The organism is Agreia pratensis, assembly GCF_900177685.1.
GTDB lineage: Bacteria > Actinomycetota > Actinomycetes > Actinomycetales > Microbacteriaceae > Agreia > Agreia pratensis.
This window is the reverse complement of the sequence record NZ_FXAY01000002.1, coordinates 841,340-860,306: the sequence shown is the minus strand read 5'-3', so window position 1 is coordinate 860,306 and position 18,967 is coordinate 841,340. Positions and strand designations below refer to the sequence as shown.

The 18,967-nt window shown below is 64.9% G+C and carries 16 protein-coding genes, 1 tRNA gene and 1 pseudogene; 7 read left to right on the top strand and 11 right to left on the bottom strand.

Annotated elements, in window-relative coordinates:
• Window positions 1–423: 423 nt before the first annotated feature.
• A complete protein-coding gene (locus tag B9Y86_RS09525; RefSeq protein WP_085485217.1) occupies window positions 424–3,018 on the bottom strand; it encodes a DEAD/DEAH box helicase in 2,595 nt (864 codons plus the stop codon).
• Between the two features lie 92 nt (window positions 3,019–3,110).
• Here B9Y86_RS09525 and B9Y86_RS09520 point away from each other — a divergent pair, with 92 nt between their 5' ends.
• Genes B9Y86_RS09520 through B9Y86_RS09505 form a run of 4 tightly spaced genes read left to right on the top strand, consistent with a single transcriptional unit; the run spans window position 3,111 to window position 9,614 of the window.
• On the top strand, window positions 3,111–3,749 hold the full coding sequence (locus B9Y86_RS09520; RefSeq protein ID WP_085485215.1) for a hypothetical protein: 639 nt from the start codon (window positions 3,111–3,113) through the stop codon (window positions 3,747–3,749).
• Window positions 3,746–5,290, top strand: coding sequence for a DNA polymerase Y family protein (locus B9Y86_RS09515; protein WP_085485213.1), 1,545 nt, complete (start codon window positions 3,746–3,748; stop codon window positions 5,288–5,290). Before B9Y86_RS09520 ends, B9Y86_RS09515 begins: the two co-directional genes overlap by 4 nt.
• A 12-nt stretch (window positions 5,291–5,302) precedes the next feature.
• Complete coding sequence (locus tag B9Y86_RS09510) at window positions 5,303–8,710, top strand: error-prone DNA polymerase (RefSeq protein WP_085485211.1); 3,408 nt, start codon at window positions 5,303–5,305, stop codon at window positions 8,708–8,710.
• 43 nt (window positions 8,711–8,753) lie between these two features.
• Entirely contained in the window at window positions 8,754–9,614 is an 861-nt protein-coding gene (locus tag B9Y86_RS09505; RefSeq protein ID WP_085485209.1) for an Fpg/Nei family DNA glycosylase, read from the top strand.
• A gap of 5 nt (window positions 9,615–9,619) precedes the next feature.
• Here the strand turns inward: B9Y86_RS09505 and B9Y86_RS09500 are convergent, their stop codons facing one another.
• The 8 genes from B9Y86_RS09500 to galU form a co-directional block, all read right to left on the bottom strand.
• Window positions 9,620–10,375 carry an SGNH/GDSL hydrolase family protein gene (locus B9Y86_RS09500; RefSeq protein ID WP_085485207.1) on the bottom strand — a complete coding sequence of 252 codons (756 nt, stop codon included), beginning with the start codon at window positions 10,373–10,375 and terminating at the stop codon, window positions 9,620–9,622.
• Window positions 10,376–10,456: 81 nt separating this feature from the next.
• Window positions 10,457–12,460 carry a vWA domain-containing protein gene (locus B9Y86_RS09495; RefSeq protein WP_085485205.1) on the bottom strand — a complete coding sequence of 668 codons (2,004 nt, stop codon included), beginning with the start codon at window positions 12,458–12,460 and terminating at the stop codon, window positions 10,457–10,459.
• On the bottom strand, window positions 12,453–13,838 hold the full coding sequence (locus tag B9Y86_RS09490) for a MoxR family ATPase (protein WP_085485203.1): 1,386 nt from the start codon (window positions 13,836–13,838) through the stop codon (window positions 12,453–12,455). The genes B9Y86_RS09495 and B9Y86_RS09490 overlap by 8 nt, the downstream gene beginning before the upstream one ends.
• A gap of 36 nt (window positions 13,839–13,874) precedes the next feature.
• Window positions 13,875–14,384, bottom strand: a complete 510-nt coding sequence (locus B9Y86_RS09485) for a hypothetical protein (RefSeq protein ID WP_085485201.1) — start codon at window positions 14,382–14,384, stop codon at window positions 13,875–13,877.
• An 88-nt stretch (window positions 14,385–14,472) separates the two neighbouring features.
• A tRNA-Ala gene (locus tag B9Y86_RS09480) sits at window positions 14,473–14,548 on the bottom strand.
• 58 nt (window positions 14,549–14,606) lie between these two features.
• A complete protein-coding gene (locus B9Y86_RS09475; RefSeq protein WP_085485199.1) occupies window positions 14,607–15,497 on the bottom strand; it encodes a hypothetical protein in 891 nt (296 codons plus the stop codon).
• A gap of 83 nt (window positions 15,498–15,580) precedes the next feature.
• Window positions 15,581–16,234 (bottom strand): GNAT family N-acetyltransferase, encoded by a 654-nt coding sequence (locus B9Y86_RS09470; protein WP_085485197.1) that lies wholly within the window; start codon window positions 16,232–16,234, stop codon window positions 15,581–15,583.
• Between the two features lie 50 nt (window positions 16,235–16,284).
• Window positions 16,285–17,175 (bottom strand): UTP--glucose-1-phosphate uridylyltransferase GalU, encoded by an 891-nt coding sequence (galU, locus tag B9Y86_RS09465; RefSeq protein ID WP_085485195.1) that lies wholly within the window; start codon window positions 17,173–17,175, stop codon window positions 16,285–16,287.
• An 85-nt stretch (window positions 17,176–17,260) separates the two neighbouring features.
• On the opposite strand from galU, the gene B9Y86_RS09460 reads away from it, so the two are divergent.
• Both B9Y86_RS09460 and B9Y86_RS17870 read left to right on the top strand, forming a co-directional pair.
• Complete coding sequence (locus B9Y86_RS09460) at window positions 17,261–17,839, top strand: 5-formyltetrahydrofolate cyclo-ligase (protein WP_085485193.1); 579 nt, start codon at window positions 17,261–17,263, stop codon at window positions 17,837–17,839.
• Between the two features lie 49 nt (window positions 17,840–17,888).
• Window positions 17,889–18,029, top strand: a pseudogene (locus B9Y86_RS17870) (FmdB family zinc ribbon protein); the annotation flags it as partial.
• A gap of 14 nt (window positions 18,030–18,043) precedes the next feature.
• On the opposite strand, the gene B9Y86_RS17865 reads toward B9Y86_RS17870, so the two are convergent.
• Window positions 18,044–18,268 carry a hypothetical protein gene (locus tag B9Y86_RS17865; RefSeq protein ID WP_342351719.1) on the bottom strand — a complete coding sequence of 75 codons (225 nt, stop codon included), beginning with the start codon at window positions 18,266–18,268 and terminating at the stop codon, window positions 18,044–18,046.
• Between B9Y86_RS17865 and mscL the strand changes: the two genes are divergently transcribed.
• Entirely contained in the window at window positions 18,267–18,698 is a 432-nt protein-coding gene (gene mscL, locus B9Y86_RS09450; protein ID WP_085485189.1) for a large conductance mechanosensitive channel protein MscL, read from the top strand. The genes B9Y86_RS17865 and mscL overlap by 2 nt on opposite strands.
• A gap of 22 nt (window positions 18,699–18,720) precedes the next feature.
• On the opposite strand, the gene B9Y86_RS09445 is transcribed toward mscL, so the two are convergent.
• A complete protein-coding gene (locus B9Y86_RS09445) occupies window positions 18,721–18,960 on the bottom strand; it encodes a hypothetical protein (protein WP_139824829.1) in 240 nt (79 codons plus the stop codon).
• Window positions 18,961–18,967 lie beyond the last annotated feature (7 nt).

The window sequence follows — 18,967 nt, the reverse complement described above, 5'->3', positions numbered from 1 at the left end:
GCACGCTGTTGAGTTCTCAAAGATCGGACGCACCCGAACATCCACCACACCAACCGGCGCAGCCTCAACTCGGGGCAACTTCTCAAACCTAGACCTTGTTGAAGTTCTTGTCAAATCGAGCAATTCGAGCGACCGGATCGAAATCAGGCGCACCGAATCGAACTAAACGACCTTCGACAGGGTGAGGTTTACATCCTAGAAGGAGATGCGGAGTCGTTTATAGACTCTGATCTGAAACTATGGGATGGTCCCGCTTGAGGCCGGAAGCTCTTCGGCTTTCCGCACCTGTGGGGTGACAAGAGGAAACATTACGGAAACACTCGGCGCTCGTCAAAACCGGGGTGCAGCCCGGGCGTGTCGCCGCTGGCATCCGCGGAATCCCGCGGATCCTGTGCCCTTCGACAAGCTCAGGGAACGGTAGGCTCAAGAAACGCGGGGGCTGTTGTCGATCGACACGACGCGCACGACGGCGACGCCCTGTTCGTTCGACTCTGCGAGATCAACTGTCGCGGAGATGCCGAAGTCGTGATCGCCGGCGGGGTCGTCGAAGATCTGGCGTACCGACCACTCCCCCGGCCGCTCGTCGATGATGAGCATCGCGGCGCTACGCGCATCCGCACCCGTGAGCAATTCATCGTGCTCGTCGAAGTAGTCGTCCATGGCGCGGGCCCACGCATCCGCATCGAAGCCGGCCGCGGCATCCAGTTCGCCGAGCGCCTCGTAGTTCTCGAGCGCCGCGAGCTGAACCCGGCGGAACATCTCGTTGCGCACCAGGATGCGGAAAGCTCGTGTGTTCGAGGTCAGTAGTCGAGGTGCCGGCGGCACGATGCCCGGATTCTCGACGCTGGCGCCGTCGTCACTCGGATTGATCAGCTCTTCCCACTCGTCGAGCAGGCTCGAGTCGACCTGGCGAACGAGTTCGCCGAGCCACTCGATGAGGTCATGGAGTTCTTCGGTCTTCGCCTCATCGGGGATCGTCTGCCTGGCCGCGCGGAAGGCGTCGGACAGGTAGCGCAGAACAAGGCCCTCCGAGCGAGAGAGCTTGTAGAAGTTGATGAAGTCGCCGAAGGTCATCGCTCTCTCATAGAGATCGCGCACCACAGACTTCGGCTTCAGCTCGAAGTCCCCGATCCACGGCTGCGAAGCACTGTAGACCTCAAAGGCCTCACCGAGCAGCTGTTCGAGCGGCATCGGCCAGGTCACCTGCTCGAGCAGTTCCATGCGCTGTTCGTACTCGATGCCCTCGGACTTCATCGAGGCCACGGCCTCGCCCCTGGCAAGGAATTGCTGGGCAGAGAGAACAGGCCGAGGATTCTCGAGTGTTGATTCGACCACCGAGATCATGTCAAGCACATACGTCTCGCTGTCTTCGTCGAGCAGATCGAAGACCGCGAGCGCGAACGGCGACAGCGGCTGGTTCAGAGCGAAATTGGGCTGCAGATCGACGGTAAGCCGGATGCGATCGGGCCCGCCGCCCGGTTGCGGCACCTGGGTGACGACCTCGGCCGTGCGAAGTGTCCGGTAGATGGCAAGCGCCTGTCGCAGGTGCGCCAGCTGTTTCGCGCGGGGCTCATGACTCGTCTCGATGAGCTGCCTGAACTCGGTGAAGGCGTCGCCCTCACGAGCGATGACGTTCAGAACCATCGAGTGGCTCACCTGCATGCTCGACGACAGGGTCTCGGGCTCCGCGTCGACGAGCCGCAAGAAACTGGGTTCGCCCCACGAGACGAAGCCCTCGGGCGCACGCTTCTTGACGATCTTGCGTTTCTTCTTGGGATCGTCGCCGGCCTTCGCGATCGCCTTCAGATTCTCGGTCTCATGTTCGGGCGCCTGCACCACGACGGTGCCGGCGGTGTCGTAGCCGGCGCGGCCGGCGCGACCCGCTATCTGGTGGAACTCCCGGGCGTTGAGCTGGCGCATCCGCACGCCGTCGAATTTCGTGAGCGCCGTGAGCAGCACGGTGCGAATAGGCACGTTGATGCCGACACCGAGCGTGTCGGTTCCGCAGATGACGCGCAGCAGCCCTTGCTGAGCGAGCTGCTCGACGAGTCGACGATACTTCGGCAGCATGCCGGCGTGGTGCACTCCGATGCCCGACCGGATCAGCCTGTTGAGCGTCTTGCCGAAGGCCGTGGTGAAGCGGAATCCACCGATGACCTCGGCTATCTCGTCGCGTTGCTCCCTGGTTGCGACGCGGATACTCGTGAGCGCCTGCGCCCGCTCGAGGGCGGCGAGCTGCGAGAAGTGCACGATGTAGACCGGCGCCTGATGGGTCTCGAGCAGCTCCTCGACCGTTTCTTGAACGGGCGTCGTGGCGTAGTAGTAGTGCAGAGGAACCGGCCGTTCGACACCCGTGACGACGGCGGTCTCACGATCGGTTCGAGCGGTGAGATCCTTCGCGAGCCAGGTCACATCGCCGAGCGTGGCCGACATCAGCACGAACTGCACACCGGGAAGGGTGAGCAGCGGAACCTGCCAGGCCCAACCGCGTTCGGGGTCTGAGTAGAAGTGGAACTCGTCCATGACGACCTGCCCGACGTCGGTGTCGGCGCCATGGCGCAGGGCGAGATTCGCCAGGATCTCGGCCGTGCAGCAGATGATGGGCGCATCCGGATTCACCGACGAGTCGCCGGTGACCATGCCCACGTTCGCCGCCCCGAACACGTCGACCAGTGCGAAGAACTTCTCGCTCACGAGGGCCTTGATCGGAGCGGTGTAGTAACTGCGCTGCCCGCGCACGATGGCCGCGGCATGCGCCCCGATCGCGACGAGGGACTTTCCTGTGCCCGTGGGGGTGGAGAGAATCACGTTCGCCCCGGAGACGATCTCGATGACCGCTTCTTCTTGAGCGGGATACAGGGTGATGCCTCGTGAGCTCGCCCATGTCTCGAAGGCGCTGAAAACCGTGTCTTCGTCGAATTTCTCGGGAAGGAGCGACAGGAGAGAAGCGCTCTCGTCTTTGCCGCCCGATGCGACAGCGTCGTCGCTGTCGGCGGCGTCAGGCAGAGTCACGGTCATGATGTATCGATCCTGCCCTCTGCTGGGCCGAGCGCCTAACCGACACTCGCGACCCGATTGACTTATTCGAACATATATTCGAATATTGCAGAATGAGTTCGGTTGCCGCCTTCGAGTCTCCTGCCTCGGTGAGGCAGGCTCTGCAGGCGCGCATCAGCTCGATGCAGTCCACCCGGCTCGACGAAGACGCCTTCCCCGTGCTCCCGATGATGCGGGCAGTACTCGGCCGCGGCCTTCGGCGGGGAACCGTCTATTCGATCTCGGGGTCGACCTCGCTCGCCCTGGCCCTCGTCGCCGCTGCATCGCAGAGCGGCGAATGGTGTGGCGTGCTCGACGTTCCCGATCTCGGGCTCGAGGCCGCGGCGGGCTGGGGAATCGACCTCGATCGACTCGTCTGGGTCGCCGATCCGGGCGATCGGTGGATGTCGACGGTCGGCTCGATGGCCGATGTGCTCGGCCTGGTGATCGTCAGGGCTCCCGCACGGGTCACCTCAGCCGAGGCGTCCCGACTGGTCGCCCGGCTGCGGCAGACCCGATCGACGATGCTCGTGCTCGGCGAGTGGCCGCAGCCGGAGTCGCAGATCCGCGTCGTGTCGTCGACGTGGACAGGCCTGGGCGATGGTTACGGTCATCTCACCGATCGGCACCTCGAGCTCGAGGTACGGCAGGGTCAGAGCGCAGGCCCACCCCGGCGGTCGCGGCTTCGAGTACCGGCGGCGACGCTTCCATGACCTCGACAGACGCACGTGTCCTGGTGGTCTGGCTGCCTGATTGGCCGATCATCGCCGCCCGACGTCGCCTCGAGCTGCCCGCCGAACAGCCACTCGCGCTCATTCACAAAGGTGTCGTCTTCGCCTGCTCGAGCGATGCGCGAACGTCGGGTGTGCAGCGAGGCCTCGCCGTTCGAGAGGCGCAGCTCAGATGCCCCCAGCTTCTCGTCGTCACCTACGACCCTCAGGTCGATGCCCGTGCCTTCGAACCGGTTGTGGCGTCTCTCGAAGACCTGGTTCCCGGCGTGCGCATTCTCCGCCCCGGACTGTGCGCTATCAGAGCGAGAGGGCCAGCTCGCTTCTATGGCGGAGAGGAACGCGCTGCCTCGACGATTCACGAGGCGCTGGCGAAGGCTGACATCGCCGCGCGACTAGGGATCGCCGACAGCGTCTTCGGCGCAGAACGCGCCGCTCTGCAGACGAACGACAGCACCCCCGTATCGATCGTCGCATTGGGCACAACGCGGCAGTTTCTGGCCTCCGCACCGATCTCCACGCTCGACGACTCGACTCTTGTGCCCGTGCTGCGCCGATTGGGGCTGCACAGCCTCGGCGACTTCGCCGCCCTCGACCGTGTGGCGGTCGGAGCAAGATTCGGAGAGGCCGGACTGCGCGCTCACGACCGAGCATCCGCGGTCGACAGGCTTTCTGGAGCCGAACACACGCCCGAGATCGACTTCGGCGCCGATGCGGTCTTCGAACCGGCACTCGATCGTGTCGATCAGATCGCCTTCGGCGTGAGAACAGCATCGGAGTCGATGATCGATCGGCTTGCCGAAAGCGGTCTGGTCTGCACAGCGCTGCGCATCACCGTCACCAGCGAATCCGGCGAGCGACGAGAGCGATCCTGGTCGCATCCACACCATTTTTCAGCCGCCGACGTGGTCGACCGCGTACGCTGGCAGCTTCAAGGGTCGGGTGGTGTCAACGCGGGGCCCACATCTCCGGTCGAGCGAGTCGAGTTGTCTCCCGCTCGGGTCGACACAAGCGCACACCACGAATCCGGCCTCTGGGGCACCTCGCTCGACGAGCGAGTGCACCACGCACTGGCCAGACTGCACAGCATGCTCGGCCATGGAGCGGTCTCCACCCCGTCGCTCGGCGGAGGTCGCTTTCTGAGCGAGAGACAGGTGCTCGTCGCCTGGGGAGACGAGACTCCGCCATCGAAGCGCACTCTGCCCTGGCCGGGCAGTATCCCCCCACCCGCTCCAGCGACCGTCTTCACACAGCCCCGACCGGCCGACGTGCGCGGCCCGGGCGGCGAGCCGATCGATGTCGATGCCCGAGGCACGACCACCGCTCCTCCGGCCTGGCTGACACTCGGCCGATCCCCCGCGATGAAGGTCTCATCGTGGGCCGGACCGTGGCCGGTGACACAGAGATGGTGGGATGCCGAGGCACGCCGAAGCGCGCATCGATTCCAGATGATCGATTCCGAGGGCATGGCCTGGCTGATGATTCTCGAAGATCACGAGTGGGCAGCAGAGGCCCGTTATGACTGAGCGAGCTCTGCCATGAATTGGGCCAATCCGCCCATTCCGTGGTCTGAATTCGAACGCATCGCGTCGGGCACGACACGGCGCGATAATCGCCCGCACGGAGCAGATGGAGGCGACAGCCCCGCCTGGTCACGCAAACGCGCACCCTATGAACCGCATGCCCGAGCCGCACGACCCACCGGAACGGTCGTGCCGTACGCCGAATTGCACGCGCATTCGCACTACAGCTTTCTCGACGGCGCCTCGTCGCCCGAACATCTCGTCGAGGAGGCCGTGCGTCTCGGGCTCAGCGGCCTCGGACTCACAGATCATGATGGTCTCTACGGAATCGTTCGCATGGCCGAGGCCGCCGAGCGCATCGATCTGATGACCGTCTTCGGCGCCGAACTCTCGTTGGGTCTGGAGGCTCCCCAGAACGGCGTCGCCGACCCCGAAGGCGAACACCTTGTGGTTCTGGCACGAAAAGAAGCCGGCTATCACCGGTTGGCCGGCGCCATCACGACCGCCCAATTGGCCCCTGGAGCAGAGAAGGGGAACCCGGTGTACTCACTCGACGAGCTCTCGCGGGCGGCGCAGAACTCGTGGCTCGTCTTGACCGGATGCCGCAAGGGAGCGGTGAGAAAGGCCCTCGAGAGCGACGGATCGCCAGGGGCTGCGCGAGAGCTCGATCAGCTGATCGATCTCTTCGGTCGAGACAACGTGGTGGTCGAGCTGTTCGATCACGGAGACCCTCGCGCGTCGAGCCTCAACGATGCCCTGGCAGACCTGGCCGCCCGTGCACGCCTGCCCGTGATCGCGACGAACAACGTGCACTTCGCGGGCCCAGAGACATATCCGCTCGCCTCGGCCCTGGCGGCGATCCGCGCACGCCGCAGCCTCGACGAGATGGATGGCTGGCTGCCGGCATCCACGGGCGCGCACCTGCGGAGCGGGGCCGAAATGGCCTCCCGATTCTCGCGCTATTCCGGAGCTGTCGAACGAACGGTCGAGATCGCTGCAGATCTGTCGTTCTCACTGCGGTCGGCGCGCCCGAATCTTCCGAAACTCGATGTTCCGGCCGGGCACACACCGATCAGCTGGCTGCGCGAACTCGTGCGACAGGGTGCCCAGAAGCGCTACCCGAATGCGACGCCCGACATCCACGACCGGCTCGAGCGCGAGCTCCGCGTGATCGAAGACAAGGATTTTCCCGGCTACTTTCTGATCGTCGAAGACATCGTCGGATTCGCCCGGGGCCGAGGCATCCTGTGTCAGGGGCGAGGATCTGCGGCCAACTCGGCCGTCTGCTACGTGCTCGGAATCACAGCCGTCGATTCCATCGCGCGAGGCCTCCCCTTCGAACGTTTTCTGTCGGCACTCCGCGAAGAGGAGCCCGACATCGACGTGGACTTCGATTCCGACCGTCGCGAAGAGGTGATCCAGTACGTCTATGCGCGCTACGGCCGACGGAATGCGGCGCAGGTGGCCAATGTCATCAGCTACCGCCCCAAGAACGCCGTTCGCGATGTGGCGAAGGCGCTCGGCTACAGCCAGGGGCAGCAAGATGCGTGGTCGCGGCAGATCGAACGGTGGGGAAGCCTGAATGAGACCCACGATCACGACATTCCCCCTGCTGTGACTCAGCTGGCCCAGCAGCTGCTCAAGGCACCCCGGCACCTCGGCATCCACTCGGGCGGAATGGTGTTGACCGAGAATCCTGTGGGCGAGGTCGTGCCCATCGAGCACGCGCGCAAAGAGAACCGAACGGTTCTGCAGTGGGACAAGGACGACTGCGCCTGGATGGGCCTTGTGAAGTTCGACCTGCTCGGTCTCGGTATCTTGGCGGCCCTGCAGTACACCTTCGACCTCGTCGCAGAACACACCGGTGAGCAGTGGAATCTCGACAGCATTCCCAAAGAGGAGGCCGGGGTGTACGACATGCTGTGCCGGGCCGACGCCATCGGCGTGTTCCAGGTGGAGAGTCGGGCACAGATGGGCACGCTTCCGAGGCTCCTCCCCCGGCGCTACTACGACCTCGTGATAGAGATCGCCCTCATCCGGCCGGGTCCCATCCAGGGTGGTGCGGTGCACCCGTACATCCGGCGAAAGACGGGAGAGGAAGCAGTGACCTACCCGCATCCACTGCTCGAGCCCGTCCTCGAACGCACGCTCGGGGTGCCGCTCTTTCAGGAGCAGTTGATGCAGATGGCGGTGGCGGTCGGGGGCTGCACTGCCGCCGACGCCGATCTGCTCCGCCGCGCCATGGGTTCCAAGCGCGGCGTCGAACGGATCGAGTCGCTGAAGGCGACCCTGTTCGAAGGCATGGCCCGCAACGGACTCGACCTCGCAACCAGTGAAGACATCTACTCGCGCATCCAGGCATTCGCCAACTTCGGTTTCGCCGAGAGCCACGCCCTCAGCTTCGCCCTTCTGGTGTACTCCAGTGCGTGGCTCAAGCTGCACTACCCGGCCGCCTTTCTGGCGGCACTGCTTCGAGCCCAGCCCATGGGCTTCTATTCGCCCCTCACTCTCACAGCGGATGCGCGTCGGCACGGCGTCGAGGTACGCCGACCGAGCATCCAGCGGTCTTTGGCCGACGCCACGCTCGAAGAGCTCGACTCGGTCAGTGCCGCTCACGCGCAGACCCGTCCGGAGTGCTGCGACCCTCATCAGCCCCCGGTCGGTGCGTTCGATCGCGCAGCGCCCGATCTCTCGGCGAGCCATCGTCGAGACGGCCGCTTCGCCGTAAGGCTCGGTCTGGCGGCGGTCACCGGCATCGGCGCTGATCTCGCTCAGCGCATCGTCGATGAGAGGCTGCAGTCGGGCGACTTCATCGACCTCGCCGATCTGTCACGTCGGGTGGGGCTGTCGACCGAGCAACTCGAGGCACTCGCCGCCGCCGGAGCCTTCGACTCGCTGGGCATCAGCCAGCGTGAGGCGTTCTGGCAGGCCGGCGAGGCGTCCGCCGAACGTGCAGACCAACTCGCGGGCTCCTCTGTCAGCATTCAACCACCGCTGCTGCCGGTACTGACATCGTCTGAACGACTGGCCTACGACATCTGGTCGACCGGCATCTCCCCCGACGACCATCCGATCAGTCAGGCGCGCGATGCTCTCACCGCCCGCGGGGTGTCTCCTATCGCCAGCTTCGCCCAAGCCGAATCAGGCCGGCGCGTTCGTGCGGGTGGCGCAGTCACTCATCGCCAGCGCCCGCAGACCGCGGGCGGCATCATCTTCATGAATCTCGAAGACGAGACCGGCCTGCTCAATGTCATCGTCAGCACCGGCGTCTGGAACCGCTACCGGCGTCTGGCGAGAGAGGCACCCGCGCTCGTCGTGCGGGGAATCCTCGAGCGCTCACCCGAGGGCATCATCAATCTGGTTGCAGACCGGTTCGAAGAACTTCCCCTGCAGACGCGCACCCGCTCCCGCGACTTTCGCTGAGCGCACGTAGACCAACGTCGGTGGCTCAGGCGAGACTGAAGGAGTGCCAGAACTTCCCGAGATCCACGCGCTCGTCACAGACCTGAGCACCCGGCTCGTCGGTCGTACTCTTACGCGCCTCGATCTGGTGTCGTTCGCCGCGCTCAAGACCTTCGATCCGCCCGTCTCCGCTCTGAGCAATCGAGTGATCACGGCAATCGAGAGGCACGGCAAATTCCTCGACATCTCTGTCGGCGATCTGCACCTCGTGATGCATCTGGCTCGTGCGGGCTGGATACGGTGGCGCGACGGCGAACCGGCGCCACGCACCCGACCCACGTCGGGCCCTCTCGCCGCCCGCCTCGTTCTCGACGACGGCTCGGGGTTCGATATCACCGAAGCGGGAACGAAGAAGAGCGTCGCTATCTGGATCGTTCGGAGCGCCGACGAGATCCCTCAGATCGAGCGGCTCGGGCCCGACCCACTCGACGCGGCGTTCACCCTCGACGTCTTCACCCGGATTCTCGATTCGGCCGGGCGAATGCAGATCAAGGGTGTCCTGCGCGATCAGTCGCGTATCGCCGGTATCGGCAACGCCTACTCCGACGAGATCCTTCACGTCGCCCGCATGTCGCCCTACAAGCCGGCCTCGATGACGCCCGACGAGGCATCCCGACTCTACGACGCGATGCGCGAGACACTGCAGGGTGCCATCGAACGCTCAGAGGGCGTTGGCGCGTCGAACCTGAAACGCGAGAAGAAGACCGCCATGCGTGTGCACGGCAGGGCCGGCCAAGAGTGTCCCGTCTGCGGTGACACCGTGCGGCAGGTGATCTTCGCCGACCGCACTCTGGAGTACTGCCCGAGCTGTCAGACAGGCGGAAAACCCCTGGCCGATCGTGTGCTGTCGAGACTGCTGAAATAGCAGGCCTAGCCCGCTTCGCGAATGGCCGCGGCCACCGCGGCCGCGATCACGGTGAGTCCCTTCGAGACGGGGTGGATGTCGTCGAACTGCATGAGCTCGGGCTGGCCGGCGAGAGGCTGGCCGATATCGAGGTAGTCGGCGTCGACCGCCTCTGAGGCGCTCAGGATGTCGGCGTCGAGCTCTCCCAGTTCATCGGGCGGGGTGGTGTCTCCCCAGAACGCGTTCAGCGCGAAGATGCGCGCCTCGGGCAGTTCGTCGCGCAGATAGCTCATGGTCTTCATCGTCTGGCTGGCGACCTCGTCTGGGTCTTCGTCGAGATCGTTGCTGCTCGCGGCGATGATCACGATGGAGGGGTTCAGTTCGACGGCCTCGACAGCCTGATCTTGAAAAGTGCCTCCGTCGTCACCGACGGCGACAAAGCCGCTGCCATCGGCAGCCAGGTCGGTGAGCTGCCAATTCGTCGCCGCACCGATGAGTTGCGGCCAGGCATGGCTCGATTTCACGTTGTGGCCGTCCATGATGGAGTCGCCGATGGCCACGACCACGGGGCCGGGTTCCGACGCGGGCTCCACAGCGCCGGACGGCGGCGCGGTCGGTGCTGTCGTTGCCGCTAGAGCGGCCGATCGCGAGTTGATGTGGATGTGCTCTCCGGAACCGTGCGTCACGCTCTGCACGGCGACCGACACAATGGCCGCCGACACGAGCATCGAGCCCGCGATGACCACCGCGACGACGCGTTTGTTGCGACGCTTAGCACTCATTCCTCGACCTCACTCACCAGGTCGAGAGTAGTCGGCAGCATCGGTCGTCGGTCGCAAAGACGCTGAGCGCAAGCTCCGAATTCACCCCGCCCCGAATCCTGACCCGTCGCGCGAGCCGAGATACGAACCGACCACTGCCGCGCCGAGGTCGTCCAGCTCCGGCGAGACCACGCTGCCGCCGACCCTCTTCGCCATCTGGTCGATGAACCGGGCGAGCCCCGGATCGTCACCCAGGCGGAAGAACGTGGCCGACGCCCCGAGCCGCATCGAGTTCTCGAGCTCGCGAACGGCGACCGCGATCGTCAGCGGATGCGGCGGGTAGTCGAAGAACACCTCGCCGCTCGATTCCAGGTGAGAGGTCGGCTCGCCGTCGGTGACGATGAGCAGCACGGGCTGAGCATTGGGATGCCGGCGGAAGTGCCGGTTCGCCAGCAGCAGAGCGTGATGCAGGTTGGTGCCCTTCTCATACTCGGCCTCGAGGCCGGTGAGGTGCTCTATCTCCATCACCTGAGCCGCACGACCGAACGCGATCAGCTGCAGGTCGTCCCCGCGAAATCGGCTGCTGATGAGCGTGTGAAGCGCGAGGGCTGTGCGTTTCATCGGAACCCATCGGCCGTCCATGGCCATCGAGAACGAGGTGTCGACCAGCAGCGCCACGCAGGCCTGCGTTCTCGCCTCGGTCTCCTGCACCTCGACGTCGCCGATCTCGATCCGGATGCCCGCTCCCGCGGCTGCCCCGCCACCCGCGGTTCGTGACAGGGCGTTGGTGATCGTGCGCGTCACATCCCACGGCTCTGTGTCGCCGAACGACCACTCGCGTGTGGCACCCGACAGCTCACCGGCGGAACCCGCCTGGCGCACGTCTCTGTTGCCTTGGCGACCCGACAGCCGATGCGCGACGTCGCGCAGCAGAGAGCGGCCAAGAAGCCGCATCGCCTTCGGTGTCAGCTTGAGGGTTCCGTCAGACGCGCGCTTGATGGTTCCCGAGTCTCGGAGGGCCTTTTCCAGCTGAGCGAGGGTGCGCGCATCTGCCGAGGCCTCGTCGCCGAGCTGGCGCGTGAGTGCATCGAGGTCGAGATCGTCGAGGCGCGAGCCGCCATAGCCCTGCGACAGCTGCTCCGACAGCTCGTCGAGTTCGGCGATGTCTTGGAACACACCCGTGCCATCGCCGAGGCCCAGGCTGTCGGAGCCGGACATGCGCTCCGACCCGCTCCAGTCTGCACCCGGGCGCAGCGCCTTCAACTGCTCGTCGAGTTGCGAGAGCGATGACATCAGTTCGGGCGAGCCGAAGGCATTGGATGCGAGTGCGTCGAGTTCGTCGCGCTGCTCCTGACTCATCGAATTGCGCATTCGAGCGGCCGCCGCCGCCCTCGCGGCCAGCGTGTCGATGAGTTCGTCGATGGTTTGAGGGTTCTCGGGAAAGAACTTGCCGTGCGTATTCATGAACTCGTCGAACTGCTGCTGACTCGCCTCGCCCCGAGCATGACTGTCGAGCAGCGCGGTGAGGTCGGCGAGCATGGCGGCGATGGCCGCCCGGTCGTCGTCGTCTGCGTTCTCGAGCGCGCGTTTGATTCCGGCGAACCGCTGATCGAGCATCTCTCGTCCGAGCAGATCCTTGATGCGCTCGAAATCCTGCCGAGCCTCGGTGCTGCGCCACGAGTAGTCGCCCAGCTCTTTCACGGCGGCCGCGGTCGACGGTGGCAGAGCGCCGAGCTGCATCTCGGCGAGGGCGCGCGAATCGTCGTCGAGCTGAACATCTCGAGCAAGCTGCTTGCGCTCCTCGAGCACGGCCTTGTCGAGCAACCGTCTCACCTCGTTCAGCGTCCCGTCGAGGTCGTGCTTCGCGGTCAGCTCGCGGCGGCGCTCGGCCACGCGGCGAGCAAGATCGTCGAGTCCGGGGCGATCCCGCGTGCCGCGGCGCAGCAGCTCTCGCAACGATGCCTCGGGCGAGTAGCCCTCCATCACGTCGTTGCCGATGGCGTCGAGCGCCTCGCGCAGATCGACGGGTGGGGCGAGCGGGTCGGGGCCGCCTGCGTACTTGCCGTAGCGCGATGCCCGCGTCAGTCGTCGATTCGCCCTAGCCATAGATCGTCTCGCCTCCGCCCGAGGCTTTGCTGATGCGTCGGTCGAGGAAGAGTCCCTCGAGGGCGAGCTCGATCGCGCCCGCCCGCTGGCCGTCGCTCTTGGCACCGAGCCGGTCTGCGATCTGGTCGTAGAGCTCGGATTCGCCGAGGCGCGGAAGCCCTGCGAGGAACTCTCGCGCCGGGACCTGTTCGCCTGTTGTGACGACGGCGCCCTCCTCGACGGCGGTCACCAGCGCTCTGAAGTCGAGACCTCTGAAATATCCGTGCACTGTTTCTGCCGTGGCGCGACGCAGCAGGTGGTCGAGAATCTCGTCTTCTCGACCTTCCTCTCCCGACTCGAACTCGATCTTGCCGCCGAGCACGTCGACGGCCGTTTCGAGATCGACGGGCCGGGCCACGGCATCCGGTTCGCCCTGCCGGGTTGCGCGATGGATGGCCGCCGCTGCGATGGTCTCCGCTCCGGCGATCGCGAAGCGGGCGCTCACGCCGCTGCGCTGATCGACCGACGGCGATTCGCGCAGTGCGCGAGTGAAGCGGGCGAGGATCTCGACGAGGTAGTCGGGCACCTCGGCTACGAGATCCGACTCCTGGCGGATGATCGACACCTCGTCGGCCAGCTCGAGCGGATAGTGAGTGCGGATCTCGGCGCCGAAGCGGTCTTTCAAGGGCGTGATGATGCGGCCGCGGTTCGTGTAGTCCTCGGGGTTCGCGCTGGCGACGACGAGCACGTCGAGGGGCAGACGCAAAACGTAGCCGCGAATCTGGATGTCGCGCTCCTCCATGACATTGAGCATGGCCACCTGGATGCGCTCCGCGAGGTCGGGCAGCTCGTTGATGGCCACGATGCCGCGATGACTGCGTGGAATGAGACCGAAGTGGATCGTCTCCGGGTCTCCGAGGCTGCGACCCTCGGCCACCTTCATGGGATCGACGTCGCCGATGAGGTCGGCGACAGAGGTGTCGGGGGTGGCGAGCTTCTCCGCGTAGCGCTCCTCGCGCCTCCGCCACGACACGGGCAGGTCGTCGCCGAGCTCCTGGGCACGACGCACGCTCTGGCTGGTGATGGGGTCGAACGGATGCTCGCCCAGCTCCGACCCCTCGATCACCGGCGACCACTCGTCGAGCAGGCCCACAATAGTGCGCAGCAGCCTGGTCTTGCCCTGGCCGCGTTCGCCGAGCAGCACGATGTCGTGCCCCGCGATCAGCGCTCGCTCGAGCTGAGGGATGACCGTGGCCTCGAATCCGTGCAGGCCCGGCCACGGGTCGCGACCGTCGCGGAGAGCCGCCAGGAGATTGTCGCGGATCTCTGATCGAAGGGACTTCTGCTCGTGGCCCGAAGCCTTGAGCTGACCGACAGTGGCGATGAGTGGACGCGTCATTTTTCCACGCTACCTCCGCGTCGGGAGGACGTGCCCCTATCCGATGCCCTTCGTCGCATAGATGCTTCGATGGCTTGTGCTGTCGCCTTCGATCACCGCGACGAACTCACTCGGGCGCCGATACGAGAGCAGTATCTGATCGGGCAGACCATCGTGGAGTATCGACAGAGGCACGCCACGCTCGACGTGTTTGAGCTGCCTTATCTTTCGAGAGATAGCAACCTGTGTTCGAGCCGGAAGCGCAGCCGACCAAGACTGGACGACGTCGACCCAAGAGTCGAACTCATCGTCGGTCTGCGTCGGATGAGCGATCATCACGACCTGCACGTGACCGGGCGCATCGGCTGCTCCCTCGGAGAGAGCCGTGTAGATGTTGCCGATCATGAACTTGGAGATCACAGAGATTCCGGTGGGTTCCTGACGGGCGATATATCCGCGATGCGAGAAATCGTCGAGCACAGCATCTCGTGCGGCCAGCGTCAGCGGACGCGGTGCAATGACGTGTGTAAAGAAGTCGTCGCTAGTCGAGAAGAGTGAAGTAGCCATGCGGAAGGTCTCCCGGAGACGATGCGGTCGTTCCCCCTGATAGAGAAGAAGCCCCGGTCGTAAGACCGGGGCTTCTTCAGTGCTGTTCTGGTGGAGCATAGGAGATTCGAACTCCTGACCTCTTCGATGCGAACGAAGCGCGCTACCAACTGCGCCAATGCCCCGGAACTGCCTTGGAAGACTATCACGACCGCGGCAGCGACTCCGAACCGGACGAGACGCTCAGCCTGCCCTGCGGCGTGCGAGAACCTCGTCGAGGTCGAGGCGAGAACCGTCGATGGTGTCGACGATGCCCATGGATGCGAAACGGCTGGGTGGGCGGGGCGCCACAGGCTCGGCGGGGGCGAGCGGAAGCTCGATGGGCGCCACTGCGGGCCCGGCGGAAGCCGCGGCGCGCAGCGCGTTTTCGGCATCCGATGCGGCCCGACGGAGATCGGCCTCGATCTCGAGCGACACCTCACGAGCCACCGAGGGCAACGCGGTCGCGAGGCCCGGCGCAGCGACGCGTGCGGCGTAGAGGGGCTTGGGAAGCGGGATCGGTGTCCACTCGCTCGGAACGACGGGCTCGACGACCGGCACCGGCTCGGCCTCGAGGAACGATCCCCCGTGGTCGACGAGAGTCTGGTCGTGCACGGTGAGGCGAGGAGCGGGGAGGCGGAGACTGCGTCCCGCTTGAGCGAGCTTGCCCAGCATGACGACGCAGAGGGAGGCGACAGAGGCTCCAATGGCGACGACGACCCATGCACCGGCGAGGGTGATCTGGAACCCCGCGAGGAGGGCCACCGTCACCGAGAGCAGGAAGATCGCGCTGGTCACGGCCCGCGAACGCTTGATACGGGCAGCGATGAGCACGGCCACGGGCGTGGCGTCTTGCGACACCTGGCGCAGATAGCGCTGCTGCTCGGCCACACTGCGCGCCGTCGTGGATGCGCGGATCTCGTCGGGAACCTCGCTCGTCTCGGCGAGGATGCGCAGTGTCTGCTGCAGTCGCACCGCGTTGCGCTCGGTCGCGAGATATTCTCGGCGCCGAGACCAGGTCGGCATGAAGTAGATCAGCCACAGCCCAGCTGCGACGGCGATGATGAGGCCTCCGCCCAGCCAGTCCGTTGTCATGGCTCTACGGTATGAGAGCGACGGCCTGTTGACGGCGTCTGGCTGCGTGTGTCGCGAACACCCGCAAGCCAATTCGTCGTGGGTCAGCGAGGAATCGTCTCGATGGCCCGTTGCGCCGCCTCGCGATCGACGAGCGGAACGGAGCCTTCACCGGCGGGAACCTGGCCGTTCTTCCACCGACCCAGCACGCCGACGGGGAGTTCTTCGGCGACGAGAGCGAAGCAGAAGTGATCGCGCCAGTCGCCGTTGATGTGGATGAACCGTCGACGGAGGCCCTCGTAGCGGTAGCCCAGCTTCTCGACGACACGAAGGCTCGGTGAGTTCTCTGGCCGTATGCAGATCTCGATGCGGTGCAGACCGACCTGGAAGAACGAGTAGTCCGAGGCCAGGGCGACCGCTGTCGGGGTGATGTTCTTACCCGCGAACCGCTCAGAGACCCAGTAGCCGATGCTCGCCGATGACACGGAGCCGTAGCTGATCGACGACACGTTCAGCTGGCCCGCCAGTTCGCCGTTGTATTCGATCAGAAACGGCAATCCGTAGCCAGCTCGCGCGTTGCTCTGCAGAGACCGGATGCTCGCCCTCGTGTCGAACGACATCGGCCCGTGCGGGTTGGTCGCCTCCCACTTGCGCAGCCAGCCGCGGTTCTCCATCAGCTCACGTTCGAGCGCTCGCGCATCCCGCACCCTGATGGGGCGAATGACGATCGGTCCGTCGGACAGGGTGGGAACAAACATCGGCGGTGACAGTCATTCCTTCTGAAGTGGTCGTGAAGCTGAAGAGGCCGCTAGAGGCCCTTGGCGTACTCCTTGAGCCAGGGGCGCAGGTCGCCTCCCAGATCTTCGCGGTCGCTCGCAAGCTGGATGATGGCCTTGATGTAGTCGAGCTTGTCACCCGTATCGTAGCGGCGGCCGCGGAAGACCACGCCGTAGACGCCACCGGCGATCGAGGTGTCTGCTGCGAGTGTCTCGAGCGCATCGGTGAGCTGGATCTCGTTGTTCTTGCCCGGCGCGGTCGTCTCGAGCACGTCGAAGATCTCGGGCTGCAGCACGTAGCGACCGATGACGGCGTAGTTCGACGGCGCGTCTTCTGCTGAGGGCTTCTCGACCATTCCGGTGACCCGCACGACGTCGTCGTCGTCTGTGGTCTCGATCGACGCGACGCCGTACAGGTGAACCACAGAGGGGTCGACCTCGAGGAGCGCGACGACAGTGGCGGTGCGTTCTTCTGCGACCTCGATCATTCGAGAGAGGAGTTCGTCGCGAGCATCGATCAGATCGTCTCCGAGGAGAACGGCGAACGGCTGGTGGCCGACATGCATGCGTGCGCGCGACACAGCGTGACCCAGCCCCCGTGGATCGCCCTGGCGCACGTAGTGCATCTCGGCAAGCGCGGTGGCCTCGTTGACCATGCGCAGCTTGTTGCCGTCACCCTTCGACTCGAGGGTGGCCTCGAGTTCGGTGACGCGGTCGAAGTGGTTGGCGAGCGCGTGCTTGTTGCGGCCCGTGACCACCAGGATGTCGTCGAGCCCGGCCTTCACGGCCTCCTCGACGACGTACTGGATTGCCGGCTTGTCGACAACCGGAAGCATTTCTTTTGGAAGTGCCTTCGTGGCGGGCAGGAAGCGTGTTCCCAGTCCGGCTGCAGGAATGACGGCTTTTGTGATCTTTGTCCCCATAAAGCCAAGGCTATCCAATGCCGCAAGGTCGGTGCGCCGGATTGCGAAACACGGTCGATACATCCATGCAACTAAAATCTCTTAGATGGTCACCGACCCGAGCAACATCAAACGTGCACTTCGAGCCGAGCTTCGAGAGCGACGTCGAACTCGAACGTCCGTCGAGCGGGCATCCGCCACCGAGGGCTTCACCCGTAACCTGCAGAAGCTGGTCACAGATTCGGGTGCGAGCTTCATCTCGTGCTATCTGTCGGCCACTCACGAGCCGAACACCCGCGAGTTCCTCAATTGGGCCCAAGCGAACGGCATCCGCACACTCTTTCCCATCGCCAGGGAGGACGGGCTGCTCGATTGGACCCAGGGCGACGGCGAATCCGAGGCCGAGGGGCTGTTCGGCATGCCCGAACCCGTCGGCGAGATTCTCGGCCCCATGATCATCAACGATGTCGATCTCATCATCGTCCCGGCCGCAGCCGTCGACGCCTCCGGGGTCAGACTCGGCTGGGGTCGGGGATACTTTGACAAGACGTTGGGAAGCATGCAGAAGTGTCCTCCCGTCTACGCGCTGATCTTCGACGACGAGCTGCTCGAGAGCGTGCCTCGCGAGATCCACGATCAGCCCGTCGACGGCGTCGTCACCCCCACGCAGATCCACACGTTCTAACCCGCGCCGATCGGCACGCCGTTCCATCGTTTTCAAGGAGACTTCTTCCGTGCCCACCTATTCGTACCGCTGCACCGAGTGCACCAACGCCTTCGACATCCACCAGGCGTTCACCGATGACTCGCTCACTGTGTGCCCGGTGTGCACCGGAAAGCTTCGCAAGGTGTTCAGTGCGGTCGGTGTAACCTTCAATGGGTCGGGTTTCTACCGCAACGACTCGCGCGCGGGCGACAAATCGGGCAGCTCAAGCGGCTCGAGCAGCACGGGCAAGGCGAGTGGGTCGGGCGACTCGTCGTCATCATCCACGCCCTCGGCGCCGTCGACCTCGTCGAGCTCCGGTAATTCGAGCGGCTCGTCGAGCTCAAGTGGATCGTCGACACCGGCCGCATCCAGCAATTCAGCCAAGTAGAGAAACGAGGGATACACCATGCTCAAGGGATTCAAGGAGTTCGTTCTCCGCGGAAACGTCATCGATCTGGCTGTCGCCGTGGTGATCGGAGCAGCGTTCACCGCCGTCGTCAACTCGATTGTCGAGAACGTGTTCAATCCGATCATCGCGGCAGCATTCCATGCGGAAGATCTCGTGGGCGCGCTTCCGATTCCGATCGGAGACAGCGCGATCCAGCTCGGCACCGTGCTCGCCGCGGTCATCAAGTTCCTGATCGTCGCAGTGGTCGTCTACTTCGTGTTCGTGCTGCCGATCAACCACCTCAAGAAGGTGGCCTTCATCAAGAAGCAGCAGCCGACGCCCGACGACGCGGTCACCTCTCCCCCGAGCGAGGCGGAGCTGCTCACCGAGATCCGCGACCTGCTGGCCAAGCAGCAGGCGTCGTCGTCAGGCACTACCCCCGACGCCTGAGGCTTCTAGACTGGCGTCGCACTCACCAGTGCGGCGGCTTCTCGAGCTTCAGCCTGTCGTCGTTCTTGTCGCTGCCGCGCGGCGAAGGGTCGCCCCACGAGGCGTCCGTGTCTTCGTCGGCCTTCTCTACGGCCGAGCCGTCGGCTCGCTGGGGTTCCGGGTCTGAGCCGGCCACGGCATCCGTCGTAACCCGACGACGCCCGGTTCGGCGAACCGTGAGCTCGGGCAGCGCGGAATCGGCGTCGTTCGTCTCTTTCGGCACCACGGGA